This window comes from Sporosarcina gallistercoris, from assembly GCF_050459885.1.
Lineage (GTDB): Bacteria > Bacillota > Bacilli > Bacillales_A > Planococcaceae > Sporosarcina > Sporosarcina gallistercoris_A.
Map to the genome: position 1 here is coordinate 1 of NZ_JBCMNO010000020.1, position 17491 is coordinate 17491.

A 17491-nucleotide genomic window follows, 5' to 3' on the forward strand; every position below is an offset into this window, starting at 1 on the left:
GCTGTCTTGACATTCAATGTTCGTTTTATCCAGTTTTCAATGAACAAAAGTTCTTTCAAAAAAGTATTGCATATTACATAGTTTGTAGTATATAATAGTAAATGTCTTTGAAAAAAGATAAGAATACTTGTCTGGTAATGATGGCGAAGAGGTCACACCCGTTCCCATACCGAACACGGAAGTTAAGTTCTTCAGCGCCGATGGTAGTAGGGGGCTTCCCCCTGTGAGAGTAGGACGTTGCCAGGCAGTTTCACTTTATTATTTGGTCCCGTGGTGTAGCGGTTAACATGCCTGCCTGTCACGCAGGAGATCGCCGGTTCGATCCCGGTCGGGACCGCCATTTAATTTAAACTTCCAAACCGATTCGGGGATATTCCCTGGATCGGTTTTTTTATAGGTTCATGCGTACGTAGTGGGTGCGGTTTTACACATTTTCCGGTACACTGAACACATCACTTAAAAAGGAACGGATTATCTTATGAAGAAACAACTACATGTCTCCTCACTTGAGGAAACGTTAGACCTGGCAAAACGCTTGTCACAACTCCTTTCTCCTCCGGATGTAGTCACGCTTGAAGGTGATTTGGGAGCAGGGAAGACCACATTCACGCAAGCGCTCGCTAAAGGGCTTGGAGTGCAACGTACTGTCAGCAGCCCGACGTTTACGATTATTAAGCAATATGAAGGCACCTATCCTGTGAACCATTTAGATGTCTATCGCTTGGAAGATAGCGAAGAGGATTTGGGATGGGATGAATTGTTTTACGGAGATGCCATTTCAATAGTAGAGTGGGCGCAGTTTATTGAAGAGGAATTACCTGAGAACCGTCTCGCTATCCGGATTATACGGACAGGCGATACGGCTCGCATGATAGAACTGGAACCCACGGGAACTCATTTTATAAAGATTTGTGAGGCGATGACTCAATGATTTGGTTAGGTATTGATACAGCGAATTCCCCATTGTCCGTGGCACTCGTAAAAGACGGTCGGATTTTGTGTGAGCAGACGTCAACATTTGCGCAAACCCATTCCATTCAGGCGATGCCTGCAATAGAACGTCTCTTGAATGAAGCGGGCTTACGACCTGCTGATCTCGAAGTGATTGCCGTTTCGGAAGGCCCTGGATCTTATACAGGCGTTCGAATTGGTGTGACGCTTGCGAAAACACTGGCATGGACGTTGAAAATTCCATTAGTCGGTGTTTCCAGCTTGGAAGTCATTGCGGCAAACGGCGTTCCATTTGAAGGGGTTATTTGCCCACTATTTGATGCGCGTCGGGAGAATGTCTATTGTGGTCTTTACAAGTCAAAAGGAGAACGATTGCACCGTATTTGGGAAGATCGTCACGGAGCTCTCGAGCAGTTTTTGGAGGACGTTGCTTATCTTGACCAACCTGTTCTATTTATCGGGACGGATGTAGAAATCCATAAGACTGCTATTAGTGCAAAGCTTGGGGACCGGGCTGTATTTGCACCGTTTCCTCAGCAGCTCCCAAGAGCTTCACAGTTGATCAGTTTGGCTGAACAACGCATTCCTGCAAGCGACATCCATCAGTTTGTTCCGAACTATCGTCGGATTCCAGAAGCTGAAGCAAATTGGATGAACGAGCAAAAACAGGTGAAATCCCATGATTGACTCGATTGTTTATCGTCAAATGTCCGCGGAGGACATTGAACAGGTAGTAGCAACTGAAACGGAAGTTTTCACAACACCGTGGTCGGCGGAAGTGTTTGCCCATGAGCTGACGGGCAACGATTATGCCACGTATATTGTGGCTGAATCCGGGGAAGAAGTAATTGGACACGTAGGAATGTGGGTTGTACTTGATGAATGTCATATTACAAATGTCGCTGTACGGAAGCATCGGCAAGGGTCTGGCATCGGGGAAGCACTGATGCGGCAAGCGATGGACTTGTGCCGCAATAACGGAGTGGTAGCTATGTCTCTGGAAGTCCGAGTGAGCAATGAAACGGCGAAGAATTTATATCGTAAGCTCGGTTTTCAAGAAGGTGGCATCCGGAAAAACTATTATTCTGACGACCATGAAGATGCGCTCGTCATGTGGGTGGAGTTATGATGAAAAAAGATGTCTATATTTTAGGGATTGAAACAAGTTGCGATGAAACTGCAGCGTCTGTCGTGAAAAATGGAAGTGAGATTGTCTCCAACGTAGTGGCTTCACAAATCGAGAGTCAAAAGCGTTTTGGAGGCGTTGTACCTGAAATTGCGTCAAGGCATCATGTGGAGGAAATTACCCGTGTCATCGAGAAAGCACTCGAGGACGCTGGATTGGCTCCGGATGAGTTGGATGCTGTAGCTGTTACGGAAGGTCCAGGACTGGTAGGCGCACTTCTGATCGGCATCAATGCTGCAAAGGCATTTGCATTTGCGAACTCGCTGCCAATTATTGGAGTGCATCATATAGCAGGACACATCTATGCCAATCAGCTAGTCCAGCCTATGGAGTTTCCTCTGCTTGCATTGATCGTGTCGGGCGGACATACGGAGATGGTAATCATGCGCGAGCACGGTTCGTTTGAGCTGATTGGTGAAACGAGAGATGATGCTGCCGGGGAAGCGTATGATAAAGTGGCACGTGTATTAGGGCTTCCTTATCCGGGCGGTCCACATGTCGATCAGCTGGCTCTGGCAAGTGAGTCCACTATAGAATTTCCGAGAGCGTGGCTGGAGCCTGAATCCTATGACTTCAGTTTTAGCGGATTGAAATCATCGGTCATTAATTATAAACATAACTTGGAACAAAAGGGTGGTACGCTGAATGCAGAGGCGGTCGCTGCAGGGTTCCAAGAAAGTGTCGTGGAAGTCTTAACTGTGAAAGCACTGCGAGCTGCGAAAGAATTTGAAGTGAAGCAAGTGATTGCAGCAGGTGGAGTTTCTGCAAATAAAGGTCTAAGAAATTCGTTGGAATCGACATTTGCGAAAGAGGACATTCCGTTCAGTGTCCCGCCTATTGCGTTGTGTACAGATAATGCCGCAATGATTGCGGCGGCAGGTACGCAAATGTTTTTAAGCGGAGTTCGAGGAGAGTTATCCATGAACGGAAGACCGGGCATGCAACTTGTATCATGGAGTCACGAATAGGTAGTATTCACATGGAATTCGTCAAATTCAGACGAATTCCATGTTTTTTTGATATCCATGAAATTGTGTTTGTCAATAGAGAACATTCGTACTTATGCACAATTTGTGGATAACATGTGCATAAGGTGGTGTGAGGTTGATAAGTTAGGTTGCTTGGTTGAATAACTTTGTGGATTAAAAAGATGATTAGTGTGGGCAACGTGGATAACTTTGTGAATAGCGATGAAACCGGTATTGTGATTGTGGATAAGATTGTGGAAAATGAAAATGTGACCGTGTCGAATTGAGAGAGACATCTGTTGACTGGTGGCGGATTTTAGAGTCTACCACGTATCACTCACTTTGGATAGGGTCCGTACATCCTAAAAACGTAAAAAAGCAGCGGAGCGATCCGCTGCTTCAATCATCATTAAACGGTTTCGAGTTCTTCTTGCATCGTGAGCCATTCTTCAGCTCGTGCATTGTGAGCCTCTTGCAGGGAATCGATATCCGCTTGCAATTCCATCAGTTTCACATGATCCTCCGCATACTCGGGCTTGATCAGTTCGTTCTGAAGAGTTGAAATTTGCTCATCCAGCACTGCCATCTGCTGTTCCGCTTGTTCAATTGCCCGTTTTAACCGGCGTTCTGCTTTTTGACGTTCCTTATCCACTTCTTGCGGACGGATTTTTGTAACGGTTGCTGACTGTTTTGAAGCAAGAGATTCAGCAAGAAGCTCTGCTTGTTCCGTTTTCTTTTCGACAAAGTAATCATAATCCCCTAAGTATTCCACAGCTCCAGCTGCGCTTAAATCGAATACTTTCGTTGCGATCCGATTGATGAAATAACGGTCGTGGGAAACAAAAAGGATGGTTCCAGGAAAGTCGTCCAGGGCGTTCTCCAGTACTTCTTTGCTATCAAGATCCAAATGGTTCGTCGGCTCATCGAGGATCAGTGTATTGGACTTCTCAAGCATCAGTTTTGCTAGAGACAATCTGGCTTTCTCTCCACCTGAAAGAGATTGGACCGGCTTCCCGACATCGTCACCTGTAAAGAGGAAGCGACCAAGTAACGTGCGGATATCTTTTTCGTTCATGAGCGGCCAGTCATCCCAGATTTCTTGCAGTACGGTACCTGAACCGATAAGTGTTGCCTGGTTTTGGTCGTAATAACCGAACTGGACATTGGTGCCATACCGAATTTCACCAGCCAGCAATTCTTGCCTGCGGACAATTGTTTTCAGCAACGTGGATTTACCGACCCCGTTCGGACCTAGAATTGCGATGCGGTCCTGTTTGTAGACACGCATGTCGATATTTGTAGAAACAGGATTTCCATTGTAGCCAACAGCAGCTTTTTCGACTGCCAGCACATCATTTCCACTCGGACGATCGATCGAAAAGGAGAAGTTGGCGGATTTTTCATCGCCATCAGGGGCATCCATCCAGTCTGTCCGTTCCAATTGTTTGCGACGGCTTTTCGCCATCTTACTTGTTGAAGCACGGGCAATATTCTTTTGGATGAAATCCTCGAGTTTCGCTTTTTCACTCGACTCTTTTTCGAACAGTTTCCGGTCTTTTTCGTAGTTCTTCGCTTTCTCATCCAAATACGCACTGTAGTTGCCTGTGAAGCGTGAGACTTTGCGTCGCGAGACTTCATATACCAATGTCACGACTTGATCGAGGAAGTATCGGTCATGCGATACGATGAGCAGGGCGCCTTCATAGGACTTCAAGTAATTCTCTAACCATCCCAATGTTTCGATGTCCAGATGGTTGGTCGGTTCATCCAAAATAAGAAGATCCGGTCGACTGAGCAGCATTTTTGCTAAGGCAAGACGTGTCTTCTGACCGCCTGATAGTAAATCGACGGGTTTTTCATAGTCATCAGCGTAAAAACGCATTCCGTGTAAGATCGAGCGGGTGTCCGATTCGTATTGGTAGCCTCCGAGATCTTTAAACTCGATTTGAAGCGAATCGTATTCACTCATAATGCGTTCTGAAACTGCAGGATCTCCATAGACATCGGGGTCTGCCATTTGCGCTTCCAACCCGCGGAGGCGCCGTTCCATCGCTTGAAGCGGTTCAAAGACCGTCATCATTTCGTCCCACACCGACAAGTCGGTTTCCAGTCCGCTGTGCTGCTCGAGATACCCGATACGGACGCCTTTCGGAACAATGATATCCCCTGTATCCGCAGAGGATTCTCCAGCAATGATTTTCAGCAGCGTGGATTTCCCAGCGCCGTTTCGACCCACCAATGCAACGCGATCACGATGCTGCACTTCCAATTTCACGTTTTCCAATATATCAGTGCCTGAAAACGACTTCGTTACACCGTTCACTTGCAAGATTATCATCGTTTCACCTCTATTTCCATTCTCCTTCAGTTTACTGGAACGGGAGGATGGGCGCAATCATCGGCTTTACAATAGAACGCTTCTCCTGTACGATAGAAGCGATTCGATACAGCAGCAGGAGGTTTACGATGGCTGAAGAACCGGTTAAAATTCCCCAGGCAACGTCCAAACGCTTGCCGTTGTACTATAGATTTTTACAAAATTTCGCGAATAGCGGGAAGAAACGAGTTTCTTCAAGCGAACTGAGCGAGGCGATGAAAATCGATGCAGCGACGATACGTCGTGATTTTTCGCACTTCGGTGCGCTCGGCCGTAAAGGGTACGGGTATGATGTGGATTATCTCGTCAGCTTTTTCAGGAAAACACTCGACCAAGACGAAGCAACAGATGTTGCGCTGATTGGTGTGGGGAGTCTTGGACATGCATTCATGAAATACAATTTCCATAAGAATCACAATACACGCATTGTCATCGCGTTTGACCCGAAAGCGCCTGTTGAAGGGAAAATCATCTCGGATATTCCTGTATATCACCCGGATATGATTGAAGAAAAGTTAACGGAACTCGGAATTGACCTTGTCATCCTGACAGTGCCCTCCCGAGCTGCCCAGCAGGTGACAGATCGCCTTGCAGACATAGGAGTTAAGGGGATACTCAATTTCACAACGATCCGGCTGACCGTACCTCCATCAATCAGAGTCCATACCATCGACTTATCTGTAGAACTGCAATCCCTTATTTACTTCATAAAAAATGACGTAAAAGATTCACATTTATAGGGTTGCACGAATAGTCATTTCATGCGATATGGTGTAGAATAGACATATTCAAAGGGAGGTGTCCGAAATGTCACCAGGTATCGGAAGTTTACTTATTATTGCTGTCATTGCCCTACTCATTTTCGGACCGAAAAAATTGCCTGAAATCGGCAAAGCATTCGGTTCTTCACTACGCGAATTCAAAAATGCGACAAAAGGTCTTGTAGAAGACGATGACGCTAAAACAGACGTTAAAAAAGTTGAAGATAAAAAAGAAGTGCAATAAGTTAGGATGTCTGTGTAATGGAAGAACGTACACTAACCATTATTGAGCATATAGAAGAAATCCGAAAACGGCTGATTACCATCGTCGTTTTCTTTGCAATTTCAGTCATTGGCGGTTTTTTACTGGCAAAGCCACTTATTAAATTTTTGCAATCGAACGGTCCGGCTGCGGATTTACCGTTGAATGCATTTAACGTGATTGATCCGATTGCCATTTACTTGAAAGTGGTCGTGTTCATCGGAATTGTTATCATTCTGCCGATCATCATGTACCAATTTTGGGCGTTCGTTTCACCAGGACTGCTGGAGACTGAACGCCGGGTGACGCTCAGTTACATCCCGTTTGCATTTTTGCTATTTCTAGCCGGCATTTCGTTTTCCTATTTTGTATTGCTGCCTTATGTCATTACATTTATGGAAACGTTGTCAGCTGATTTAGGAATTACGCAGACGATCGGCATTAATCAATACTTTTCGTTCTTGTTCCAGATTCTATTGCCGTTTGGATTTGTGTTCCAGCTCCCGGTCGTCTTATTGTTCTTATCGAGGCTCGGATTCTTGAATCCAAGTGTGCTGGCCAAATACCGCAAAATTGCGTACTTTGTCCTCTTCGTCATAGCGGCGTTCATTACACCGCCTGATTTAGTGTCGCATTTGTTTGTGACGGTTCCGCTGTTCTTGCTTTACGAGATCAGTATTGTCATTGCCCGCATCGGATACCGCAAGTTCTTGAAAGCGGAAGAGCAGCGTCGAGTGGAAGAAGAAGAGGCAGAACGGCTGAGGTTGTTCGCGGAGGCGAAGGCTGAGCAGCAGCGGCAGATTGACGAAGTGAATGCACGGATGAAGAATCAGGAAACCTAAATTGAAAAAGACTTGCTGACCGGGATCCGGTTGAGCAAGTCTTTTTTTTGTGCTGATTATCTACCTATCCGCACCGTCTACCAAATGAAATGGAAGAAGGTGATGATGGATTGTTGGAGTTTTTGGAGCTCCAGGATTTTGTCTTGGTTCAGCATGACGATCATGACGAAGCCATTCATGAGCATATGTGAGATCATGGGTGTCCAAATGCGCTTTGATCGGTAGTAGACATAGGAGAACACAAGTCCTGGCATGAGGTACGTAAGAATGTGCTCCAGTTCGTTGTGGACAGCTGCAAAGATCAGAGCACTGACACCTGTAGCAATCCAGAAGTTCGTTTTCGTATAGATGCCGCCGAATAGGACACGGCGGAAGACAGTCTCCTCTAATATAGGTGCAAATAACACGATGCAGATAATGAGAATCGGTGCGACGGCTGCGATTTCTGTGAGCTGTGCGGTACTCGCTGAACCTTCTGTAATTCCCATAGCCTTTTCAATGAGCCCAGCGATCATCTGACCGCCGAGTGCCAAGAAGAATCCGAGAATCCCCCAAAGAATCGATTTCCAAATCGGTTCTTTCTTTCCTTTAAAGAGGTTCCAGAATTTCTTATCGGATCGGATGACGAGAAAAATCGCAATAATCGCGAGAATGTTCGTGACGAATAAGCCCCACGCGAAGCCGTTAAAAGCGGCTTCCTTTACATCATAGCCATTCGCTGTGAAAAGGGCGATCATCCCTTTTGAAATCGGGAGACTGGCAAACTGCATGGCGATGTATAAAAGAAGGATGGTTAAATAGAGCATCCATGGTTTCATCGTTTTTTGCTTCAAAAAAATCGTTCCTTTCCTTCTATGTATGAATAAGTGTATCGGTTTTGGAAAAGAAGCGCAAAGAGTACGAAATAGGAATTTGTTTTGCTTGCAATTCATTCGTCAATTTATTATGATAAGTAATGTATTAGCACTCCCGTTTAGTGAGTGCTAAATAAAAATAAAAAGAAGAACCGTTAGAGGAGGGTGTTTCATTTGTTGAAACCATTAGGTGATCGTATTGTAATTGAACTAATCGAAGTGGAAGAGAAGACTTCAAGCGGCATCGTATTGCCAGATTCCGCAAAAGAAAAGCCGCAAGAAGGTAAAGTCATTGCAGTCGGTACAGGCCGAGTTCTCGAAAACGGCCAGCGCGTCGAGCTTGAAGTAAAAGAAGGCGACCGCATCATCTTCTCAAAATACGCAGGTACTGAAGTTAAATATGAAGGCAACGACTATCTTATATTACGTGAGAGCGACATCCTAGCAACTATCTAAGGTACGTCTCACTATGACAATCTAACCAAAAACAGGAGGGACTCATTCATTATGGCGAAAGAAATCAAATTCAACGAAGATGCACGCAGCGCAATGTTGCGTGGTGTAGATACACTAGCAGATGCTGTAAAAGTAACACTTGGACCTAAAGGACGTAACGTCGTTCTCGAAAAAAGTTTCGGTTCACCACTCATCACAAATGATGGAGTAACGATTGCTAAAGAAATCGAACTTGAAGATGCATTCGAAAACATGGGTGCGAAACTTGTCGCTGAAGTGGCTTCAAAAACAAACGAAATCGCTGGTGACGGAACAACTACTGCAACCGTTCTTGCTCAAGCGATGATCCGTGAAGGATTGAAGAACGTGACAGCTGGGGCAAACCCTGTCGGCATCCGTAAAGGGATCGAATCAGCAGTTGCAACAGCTGTAACTGAGCTGAAGAACATTTCCGATGAAATCTCAAGCAAGCAAGAAATCGCACAAGTTGCAGCGATCTCTTCAGGCGACGAAGAAGTCGGTAACCTGATTGCTGAAGCGATGGAGCGCGTTGGAAACGACGGCGTCATCACACTTGAAGAATCCAAAGGTTTCACAACTGAGCTGGACGTTGTAGAAGGTATGCAATTCGACCGTGGATATGCGTCTGCATACATGGCAACAGATACGGATAAGATGGAAGCGGTTCTCGACAATCCATATATCTTGATCACAGATAAGAAGATCAATAACATCCAAGAAATCCTTCCAGTACTTGAGCAAGTTGTACAACAAGGTAAGCCGTTGTTGATGATCGCTGAAGACGTAGAAGGCGAAGCACTTGCAACACTCGTTGTGAACAAGCTACGCGGTACGTTCAACGCAGTTGCAGTCAAAGCACCTGGATTCGGAGATCGTCGTAAAGCGATGCTTGAAGATATCGCGATCCTAACAGGTGGAGAAGTGATTACTGAGGATATCGGTCTTGACCTGAAATCTACAGACATCTCACAACTCGGACGTGCTTCTAAAGTTGTTGTAACGAAAGACAACACAACAATTGTAGAAGGAACTGGCGATGCAGACACAATCTCAGCTCGCGTAGGTCAAATCCGTGCACAATTGGAAGAAACAACTTCAGAGTTCGACAAAGAGAAACTCCAAGAGCGTCTAGCGAAACTTGCTGGCGGCGTGGCAGTTATCAAAGTCGGTGCAGCTACTGAAACAGAATTGAAAGAACGCAAACTTCGCATCGAAGACGCACTGAACTCAACTCGCGCAGCAGTTGAAGAAGGAATCGTTTCTGGTGGGGGTACAGCGCTCATCAACGTATACAAAAAAGTGGAAACATTGCTTGAAGGCGTAGAAGGCGACGTCGCAACGGGCGTGAAGATCGTCCTTCGTGCACTTGAAGAGCCAGTACGTCAGATCGCGACAAACGCAGGTCTTGAAGGTTCAATCGTCGTAGATCGCCTCAAGCGCGAAGAAGTCGGAATGGGCTTCAACGCAGCAAATGGCGAGTGGGTCAACATGGTCCAAGCCGGTATCGTGGATCCAACAAAAGTAACGCGTTCCGCACTACAAAACGCAGCATCTGTTGCAGCGATGTTCTTATCGACTGAAGCAGTAGTAGCAAACATTCCAGAGCCAGCAGGTGGCGGTATGCCTGATATGGGCGGTATGGGTGGAATGGGCGGCATGATGTAAGTCAGCTGTCTTAAATTAAAAACGTCAACTCCGGTAGATGGAGTTGGCGTTTTTTGTTTGGATAAAAACGAGGTGGAGTAGACGGTTGTTGATCTGCGCTGCAGGTGGGCGCTTTCTTACCTCGAGTCAAGTCTTTTATAAGATTAATAATGAAGTTTATGAAGAAAAGTATCAACACTCATCCATTGCTTTCCGTTTCAGGACTCGCTTTCCGGCGGGCATGGCTTGAGCCTCCTCGTTCGCTTTGCTTCCTGCGGGGTCTCAAGGCTCATGCTATTCCCGCGGGAGTCGAGCCTTCCACTACAAACAATTCAGGCTAGATATAAGAGGTTTAGAATAAAGAAAACCTATCTTAGGTCCAAAAAATTGAATATCAAATAAACCTAACGAAATCCTATTTTTCGCAAGGATAAATATGCTATAGTGAAATTATCCCGTTATTAACTCGCTGTAGTGAATGCATAATTATAAGGGATGCCGTGTTGAATAAGGTGAAATGCGACTTTCAGGAACTTATTCACACATGCGATAACTGCAACCTTATGAGGCTTACTCTGGGGTTGCTTTTTTAAATGATCATAATAATCGACAATGCTATTTTGCGACCTCTTCCGTAAGGTAATCATAGTCATTACCATGTAATATAAGAGCTTTCTTAACCTTCGGTTCCCACGCTTATTGATGCGATCCTGATACTGAAGCTTCCCTGATTGATGTCGTTGGATATCAATGCTCGCATAAGCATTTATCTGTTTAGGGTTCTTGAATCGACGTATGTCTCCTAATTCGCAATCAAACGGACCGCTGTCGTCTCACCAATCCCTGGGAAGGATAGAAGTACTTGATAATCCCTTTGCTTTTCTGAGAGTGCTACCATCTGTTTAACAATCTCTTTTTTCTTTTGTTTTAACTCCAAAACTCTTTCTGCATCTTCTTGTAAATGGCGACACCTAACGTCATTCTCTTGGATTGCCGGATAGAAATCTTCAGCCGCTGCACGCAGAGATAACGCAAAGTCCATTGCTTTCTGACGTGAAAAGTTCCTAGAACTAGCTTGTATAATCTGGAGTGAGATATCATTTTGTGACTGACCTCGTAAATAATCCGGATGCGGAAATAATTGAATCATTGTCCAAAACACCTTTGAATTCTTTGAGAATATAGCTTCCAATAGGGGAAAGCTAAGTTGTAGAAAAGAATGTACACGGTTGGCATAGTGGCGAATATCTTTTTCTATATCCTCATAGTAGCGTCCTAGCGCACGCATTTGTTCGAAATAATCGTCCTGTACATACGTTTCGTGACGATCTACTTTGAAGTGGGATTTAACTAATTCATGCGCATCACTAATGTCTGTCTTGTTTCGGCGCATAGAAGCCATCTGTAGCTTCGCTTGTAGGGGATTAACTCGATGGTATGGATACTGTTGTTACTTGAGAAATCTCTCCAGTCCTTGCGAATAGACACCCGTCGCTTCGAATACAATTTCAGGTAATTGGCCAGCTTGTCCTTTGATGAATTCAATTTTCTCTTTGAGCCAGCTGAATCCATTCGCTGTATGTTTCAGTTCACCTTCATACAAACAACGCTGTCTGTGATCATATATGACCATTGTACTTTCCCCCATACTTACGTCAAACGCAAATTATATAATTCAATATGTCTCCTCCTCATATGGTTTATAGAAGCCTTCACAGCGCCTTATCGATTCCATTTTCTTATACACGATCTCGAAGATCCAACATACTAAACTGATTCAACTAAGGATGTGAAGTGAGTCGGTTTCCTTATACGAATTCTAAGATTCCAGCGTCCGCACGACTTCGCTTCACTTCTACCATAAAAAATAGTAGCACAAACCACGGCCGTGGTTTGTGCTACTAATGTTAGTATGTTTCCTAGGGGCTCGATCTCAGCCTCTTCCTTCGCTTCGCTCAGTCCAGGGTCTTCGATCTTCGCTATTCCCTCAGGAGTCGCCACCTACCGCTTCGATCAACGGTTTCTAAAATAACGCCTCATAATAGACTCATATATAGCAGAAAAGAACTCATTGTGAGCTTATTCATCCTCATTAAGAACATAATGAGCTCCTGATCCCCGACCTTTGTTTATAACTAAACCTTCTTCTCTCAGCTTCTTCATAAAACGATATACCTTATTTTTATCCCAGCCTGTCATTTGTATAATTTCCGCGCGATGCATTTTCGTATTCTTCTGCATGTACGATAGAGTTTGTAATTTAACTCGTTCCTCATCTAATTCATGGTTACGCTCATAGGCTAAGTCTCCCTTCAAGGACTCAGATACACGCTGAGATAGTATATTAGTGAAAGGCACCTGTACATAAAACAATCATGATTGTTTGAACAAACACGAAAGTTTGTTGCACAGGTACGTGACACTGATTTGATGCGGTTTGTGAATGGGGATTACAAAATTATAAGTTTTATTGAAAACATGAAATAAAATTAATTATATATCTGTTCTTTTGATGAAATTCCCTTTTTTATATTCATTGAAAATAGGGTGTTGGACGCTATCCCACCAAAACAGAATTTTTAGTGCGGAAGGGAGTATTTTTTCAATCTCAATTACTAAACCGGTGCAGGTTTCTAAAGTGTCTAATAATTCATGAGAACCACTGCTGATCAAAGGTAATAAATGTGGTTGATTACTATCATAGAACGCAGAAGCGTGGATAAACCTATTTCTTGTGTTATTAATTGATTTATATTTTCCATGCAAGGAGATAATTTTTGATATTTGAACTTGGTTATCATCGTTCTTAAATTCTGGGAGAATCAGCGACTCGAAAATTTGATTATCGTCAGGTTTAGTTGATCTGATGAATCCTTGAGCTTTGGTAGATGAAAGACTATAATTTCCTTTTCGGATGTTGTAAAAAATGTAATATAAGTATGATTCAACAAAAGTCACTGCCTGTGTCCATAGAGAAATGTGCAATGCATGTATTTCACTATCAATTATTCTGATATTAATGCGGTTAGTTTGTAAGGCAGCCTCCCGTACTGATAAGTCGTTTTTTTCTAGGTAAATATTCCATAATGAAATTAAGTCAGCGTAAGTAATAAACTCGGGAAATGTATGTACAAGACTTTTTTCTAAATCAAATTCAATCCAGTGGTGATTTCTAATGTTAGGATTTGAGTTTTGATAGAGGAGATTCAACAAAGACTTGGCGTCTAAAAGCTGATCTAATTCTTCATACATAATCAAATAGCGATCGCCGTTTAAATTGAACTTTATAACGCTTCTCATCATTTTAATAATCTTGTTTTTTGTATCCTCACTATCCGGGTTTCTCACAAAAACCACTTTTAGTTTTAATTGAACCATATTGTTAATTAATTTTAGACTTTGTTCGTTTTGATACTTTAATGGATTTTTTAAAACATCTTTACAAAATCTTATATTGTCACTGAATTCTTCCTTTTTCTTGTTTAAGTTTCCTACCATTAAAGACGTAATAAATAATGCTACTAACCCGTTTTTATAAACCTTCTTTGGATTCTTACTTAACTTTGATAAGGCTTCTCTACTGTATAAGTAATCTAACTCTTCATAGTCTACCAACATATCAATTCTCCTTTATAAATTGCTTGATCACCATAATTCTACATTAATCAGGGTAATATGCCTTCATTTTCTATTAACATTTCCAACTTTCTGTCACTATCTTGTGACAAGGGGCTATGACTGGTATGATGGTAATAGGGATTTTGTAAATAGGAGGATTAATGACATGTATTACCAGTTAAAAGCGCGAGACAGCGGGAGTTCCGAGTTTAAGTGCTTTAACCATAGAAAATATTAAGTACATGCTTCCGATTAAAAAAAGGGCAATTTGAAATTTCTAATATGCTATGTCTTATGGATATGAAAATTGAAAAGGAAAGAAGAGTGGTGTGGATTTACAAGATAGAAAAGATAATTTAATGCAACAATTTTTTATTTGATATTGGAGGGGAAATTGAATTGTATGAAGACCATATTGCTTCAATCGAGAGGATGAAAATCAATTTAACTAATTATGCAACTGGAGGAAATGTGAACTCAGAGTTTAAATACAAGGAAGAGCGTATGAATCTTATGAATAACAGCATATTTAAAGAGAAAGTCCCGATGTTTATAAAAACTTGCCGTAGTGTAGATGAGTTTTGGGGATATATCAAACCAAAATTCTCAACATATCATGAGAGAAGAACATTCATAGCAAGTGAATTTCATGAATTATTAACTTTGCTAGAAGAAATGCAGTCTCGAAATATTGCTTTTTCAAATATTATAGAGATTCCGTTACATCCGGGTAGTGAAATTTCATACATTCACGAAACATGGAATAAGGCAATTGAGAGAACAGTTAATGATCCAGAAGGTGCTATAACAATTGCACGCACATTATTAGAAGAAATTTTCAAATATATTCTTGTGAATACAAAAACATCATATTCCCAAGATGCAGACCTACCTTCATTGTACAAGCTAGTTCGAAACTTGTTGAACTTATCTCCAGAACAACATACGGAAGAAATTTTTAAACAAATTTTAGGTGGGTGCAATAGTGTTGTAGTTGGTTTAGGTAGTTTAAGGAGTAAACATGGTGATGCACACGGAAAAACGCCATACTCAGTAAGACCCGAGAGACGCCACGCAAAGTTAGCGGTGAATTTAGCCGGCGCAATGGGAGAATTTATTATGAATACTTATTTAGAGAAAGTCGTTTTATCGAAAGAAAGAGCATAAGGAGAAACTGCTATCACTTTGTGTGATAAATTAGGCAGAGCCTGATGTTTCGGTGATAACAAAATAATCTGTCACAGGGCTGTAATAGTGAATCGTTTATTTCTCCACAGGCGGGTGACAACTTTAAAAAATATGACCCCAGGAAAATATCAGGCTCTGCCTGGTTCTACACGGTGAGTGGGGACAGTTTTCCCTTATGCTCTTCTATCAGTTTTTAATAATTTTATAGCCATGTTCTAAAATAAAGGCAGATATAAGAAGTCGGCTTATTTAACAAACTTGCCGGAATATGAAAATAGTTACAATTGATAATTATGAAGAGGTGATATAATTGAAAAAGCTAGATAGTGAGAATATAGGAATATGGTATCTACCATCAAATCCAAACGAAAGATTAACAGCAACATTAACTATTGATGATGATAATACTTGTAAATTAAAAATGGCTCATAACTTTGGTGGTTTATCAGCAATGGGAGTTAATGAGCTACCAATAATTCATGGTGTTTTGTCAAACGGAAGAGAAGTTACACTTGTAAACTCACTAAAAACAAATGAGCAATGGGGGTTCCCAGGATTTCCTGTATCCATTTGGTCATGTAATTTAGCAATTATTGGTGGTCTCTATAGGGAGGATAGTGATATATTACTCTCGGAAATAAAAGCTACGTATGAACACTTAAATTTATGGCTGAATAAAAAGCCATTCAAAATTGACACATCTACTACTACAAAAGATTCCCTCATTTCTTCAGTTGAAATAAATATGAATTACAAGATGCCTGATGTGATTAAAATTGATAATAGCAATTTTAATATTGAGTTCACATTCAAGGTAGACAGTTCGGGTGACCAATATAGTAAATTTGAAATTAACCAAACAGAACTTGTGAGGTTTCTTTTTAAAGAAAACGTACATTACAAAGAAGCAATTAATACAGTGAGCAATTTTTCTGATTTTTTAACTCTTTGTATAGGAGAACCAATCGCTTGTAAAGAATTTTTTGCTAAAGATATTCATGGCAATGACATCACTCTATTATTTAATTCAAACAAAGTTAATTCAAACAAAATAAAAGAACATGAAATTATTATTAAATTCTCTTACATTGAAGATTCATTTGAAACTTGTATACAAACGTGGAATACAAAAAAAGAATTATTAGAACCAATTATTCATTATTTTGTTGATGCACATGAAAAAGGATTTTATGTACCAACGTCATTTCTTAAAGTAGTACAAGCTGTTGAAGCATTTTCGCGAAGAATGAGAAATAATAAGATATGGTCTGACGAAGAATTTGAAGCAACAAAGGAAAGATTAACATTACAAATTCAGGATGATGAAGATAAAAAGCTTATAGCTGGGATACTTTCAAACGAACCTAGATTAAGGCAACGATTAAAAGAAATATTTTCGGAAGTTAATGACATTTTCGGGATTTCGTCTGATAAAAGAAAATCTTTTATTAATAAAATAGTTAATACTAGAAATTATTATACGCATTTCGATGAAAGACTAAAAGACCAAATATTTGATGCAATACCTATGTATTACATAACGAAATACATGAAACTTGTATTACGGGTACTTATATTGAGAGAGTTAGGTATAGATAACGACCTTATTAAACAGCGAATGAGTGGTAATCAAGAATTATTGCATTTTAAAGAAGGTTTGGGGCTTATCCCTCCCCATGAATTTATGAAAATAGAAACACAAGAAAATATTGATGATGATTCAAAACAACCCCCTCAAGAATCTGAATAATGTCTATAGACGTTTTTAACATAGAAATCACCAGTATAAACTTAACTGGGGCGTTTGTTTTATAACAAATGCTCAAATATCGTAAACGGGTCAGATTGTAAAATAAACGTATGTTAGAATTTGTATTATCACGATCAAGGAGGATGGTTAATATGTGGAATAGAAACAAGAGTACAGGTCCTGGTGGTGGTCTTTCAACTGGACCAAACGGTGGTCTATCGACTGGTCCAAGAGGCGGAGCATCAACAGGCCCTGAAGGCGGTATGTCAACTGGACCAAACGGTGGTCTTTCAACTGGACCCAAAGGTGGGTTATCTACCGGACCAGGAGGGGGTCTATCAACAGGACCGGGGGGAGGTTTGTCTACAGGCCCGAGAGGAGGACTTTCAACAGGTCCTGGAGGAGGTTTATCTACGGGGCCAGGAGGAGGTCTCTCTACTGGACCAACTCCATATATTAGTAATGTACCGCCGTGGCCAAGATTTGTTGAGGAACTAAAAAAACGAGGAATGAATGATTATGCTGAAATAATTCGAAAACATCACTTAAGATGATTTCTTTTTACTGTTATCTGGGCGTGAATGAGGCAGAAAGCTTAATAAGGGCTGCCTGT

19 protein-coding genes, 1 tRNA gene and 1 rRNA gene are annotated in these 17491 nt (G+C 41.8%); 14 read left to right on the forward strand and 7 right to left on the reverse strand.

What is annotated here, in order from left to right; all coding sequences use genetic code 11:
* The first annotated feature begins 130 nt into the window (after nucleotides 1-130).
* The 6 genes from rrf (at nucleotide 131) to tsaD (ending at nucleotide 3105) form a co-directional block, all read left to right on the forward strand.
* Nucleotides 131-246: ribosomal RNA gene (gene rrf, locus ABE021_RS12370) — 5S ribosomal RNA — on the forward strand.
* An 18-nt stretch (nucleotides 247-264) separates the two neighbouring features.
* Nucleotides 265-340: transfer RNA gene (locus ABE021_RS12375), tRNA-Asp, on the forward strand.
* Nucleotides 341-478: 138 nt separating this feature from the next.
* Entirely contained in the window at nucleotides 479-931 is a 453-nt protein-coding gene (gene tsaE / locus ABE021_RS12380; protein ID WP_430289031.1) for a tRNA (adenosine(37)-N6)-threonylcarbamoyltransferase complex ATPase subunit type 1 TsaE, read from the forward strand.
* A complete protein-coding gene (gene tsaB, locus ABE021_RS12385; RefSeq protein ID WP_430289033.1) occupies nucleotides 928-1638 on the forward strand; it encodes a tRNA (adenosine(37)-N6)-threonylcarbamoyltransferase complex dimerization subunit type 1 TsaB in 711 nt (236 codons plus the stop codon). Before tsaE ends, tsaB begins: the two co-directional genes overlap by 4 nt.
* On the forward strand, nucleotides 1631-2080 hold the full coding sequence (gene rimI, locus ABE021_RS12390) for a ribosomal protein S18-alanine N-acetyltransferase (RefSeq protein ID WP_430289035.1): 450 nt from the start codon (nucleotides 1631-1633) through the stop codon (nucleotides 2078-2080). Before tsaB ends, rimI begins: the two co-directional genes overlap by 8 nt.
* The gene (gene tsaD / locus ABE021_RS12395; RefSeq protein ID WP_430289036.1) at nucleotides 2080-3105 is read left to right on the forward strand and encodes a tRNA (adenosine(37)-N6)-threonylcarbamoyltransferase complex transferase subunit TsaD; all 1026 of its coding nucleotides are present in this window, start codon (nucleotides 2080-2082) and stop codon (nucleotides 3103-3105) included. Before rimI ends, tsaD begins: the two co-directional genes overlap by 1 nt.
* Nucleotides 3106-3514: 409 nt before the next feature.
* Here the strand turns inward: tsaD and ABE021_RS12400 are convergent, their stop codons facing one another.
* Complete coding sequence (locus ABE021_RS12400; RefSeq protein WP_430289037.1) at nucleotides 3515-5443, reverse strand: ABC-F family ATP-binding cassette domain-containing protein; 1929 nt, start codon at nucleotides 5441-5443, stop codon at nucleotides 3515-3517.
* 128 nt (nucleotides 5444-5571) lie between these two features.
* On the opposite strand from ABE021_RS12400, the gene ABE021_RS12405 reads away from it, so the two are divergent.
* The 3 genes from ABE021_RS12405 to tatC all read left to right on the forward strand — a co-directional run bounded on the left by ABE021_RS12405 (nucleotide 5572) and on the right by tatC (nucleotide 7347).
* Nucleotides 5572-6222 carry a redox-sensing transcriptional repressor Rex gene (locus ABE021_RS12405; protein WP_430289050.1) on the forward strand — a complete coding sequence of 217 codons (651 nt, stop codon included), beginning with the start codon at nucleotides 5572-5574 and terminating at the stop codon, nucleotides 6220-6222.
* A gap of 67 nt (nucleotides 6223-6289) precedes the next feature.
* Entirely contained in the window at nucleotides 6290-6487 is a 198-nt protein-coding gene (locus tag ABE021_RS12410) for a twin-arginine translocase TatA/TatE family subunit (protein WP_039043679.1), read from the forward strand.
* Nucleotides 6488-6504: 17 nt separating this feature from the next.
* Nucleotides 6505-7347 (forward strand): twin-arginine translocase subunit TatC, encoded by an 843-nt coding sequence (gene tatC, locus ABE021_RS12415; protein ID WP_430289038.1) that lies wholly within the window; start codon nucleotides 6505-6507, stop codon nucleotides 7345-7347.
* Nucleotides 7348-7424: 77 nt separating this feature from the next.
* Here tatC and ABE021_RS12420 read toward each other — a convergent pair whose 3' ends face one another.
* Nucleotides 7425-8180 (reverse strand): CPBP family intramembrane glutamic endopeptidase, encoded by a 756-nt coding sequence (locus ABE021_RS12420; RefSeq protein WP_430289039.1) that lies wholly within the window; start codon nucleotides 8178-8180, stop codon nucleotides 7425-7427.
* A 195-nt stretch (nucleotides 8181-8375) separates the two neighbouring features.
* On the opposite strand from ABE021_RS12420, the gene groES reads away from it, so the two are divergent.
* On the forward strand, nucleotides 8376-8657 hold the full coding sequence (gene groES / locus ABE021_RS12425; protein WP_025782799.1) for a co-chaperone GroES: 282 nt from the start codon (nucleotides 8376-8378) through the stop codon (nucleotides 8655-8657).
* A 51-nt stretch (nucleotides 8658-8708) separates the two neighbouring features.
* A complete protein-coding gene (gene groL / locus ABE021_RS12430) occupies nucleotides 8709-10343 on the forward strand; it encodes a chaperonin GroEL (protein ID WP_430289041.1) in 1635 nt (544 codons plus the stop codon).
* Nucleotides 10344-10783: 440 nt separating this feature from the next.
* On the opposite strand, the gene ABE021_RS12435 is transcribed toward groL, so the two are convergent.
* The 5 genes from ABE021_RS12435 to ABE021_RS12455 form a co-directional block, all read right to left on the reverse strand.
* Nucleotides 10784-11119 (reverse strand): transposase, encoded by a 336-nt coding sequence (locus ABE021_RS12435; protein WP_430289051.1) that lies wholly within the window; start codon nucleotides 11117-11119, stop codon nucleotides 10784-10786.
* A 5-nt stretch (nucleotides 11120-11124) separates the two neighbouring features.
* Nucleotides 11125-11715, reverse strand: coding sequence for a hypothetical protein (locus ABE021_RS12440; RefSeq protein WP_430289042.1), 591 nt, complete (start codon nucleotides 11713-11715; stop codon nucleotides 11125-11127).
* A gap of 57 nt (nucleotides 11716-11772) precedes the next feature.
* Nucleotides 11773-11955: a transposase gene (locus ABE021_RS12445; RefSeq protein WP_430289043.1), complete on the reverse strand. Its 183-nt coding sequence runs from the start codon at nucleotides 11953-11955 to the stop codon at nucleotides 11773-11775.
* A gap of 446 nt (nucleotides 11956-12401) precedes the next feature.
* Nucleotides 12402-12680 carry a winged helix-turn-helix transcriptional regulator gene (locus tag ABE021_RS12450; RefSeq protein WP_430289052.1) on the reverse strand — a complete coding sequence of 93 codons (279 nt, stop codon included), beginning with the start codon at nucleotides 12678-12680 and terminating at the stop codon, nucleotides 12402-12404.
* 135 nt (nucleotides 12681-12815) lie between these two features.
* Nucleotides 12816-13937, reverse strand: coding sequence for a hypothetical protein (locus ABE021_RS12455; RefSeq protein WP_430289044.1), 1122 nt, complete (start codon nucleotides 13935-13937; stop codon nucleotides 12816-12818).
* A gap of 402 nt (nucleotides 13938-14339) precedes the next feature.
* Between ABE021_RS12455 and ABE021_RS12460 the strand changes: the two genes are divergently transcribed.
* The 3 genes from ABE021_RS12460 (at nucleotide 14340) to ABE021_RS12470 (ending at nucleotide 17432) form a co-directional block, all read left to right on the forward strand.
* On the forward strand, nucleotides 14340-15107 hold the full coding sequence (locus tag ABE021_RS12460; protein ID WP_430289045.1) for an abortive infection family protein: 768 nt from the start codon (nucleotides 14340-14342) through the stop codon (nucleotides 15105-15107).
* 331 nt (nucleotides 15108-15438) lie between these two features.
* The gene (locus ABE021_RS12465; protein ID WP_430289047.1) at nucleotides 15439-16878 is read left to right on the forward strand and encodes a HEPN domain-containing protein; all 1440 of its coding nucleotides are present in this window, start codon (nucleotides 15439-15441) and stop codon (nucleotides 16876-16878) included.
* Between the two features lie 152 nt (nucleotides 16879-17030).
* Nucleotides 17031-17432, forward strand: coding sequence for a hypothetical protein (locus ABE021_RS12470; protein WP_430289049.1), 402 nt, complete (start codon nucleotides 17031-17033; stop codon nucleotides 17430-17432).
* Nucleotides 17433-17491 lie beyond the last annotated feature (59 nt).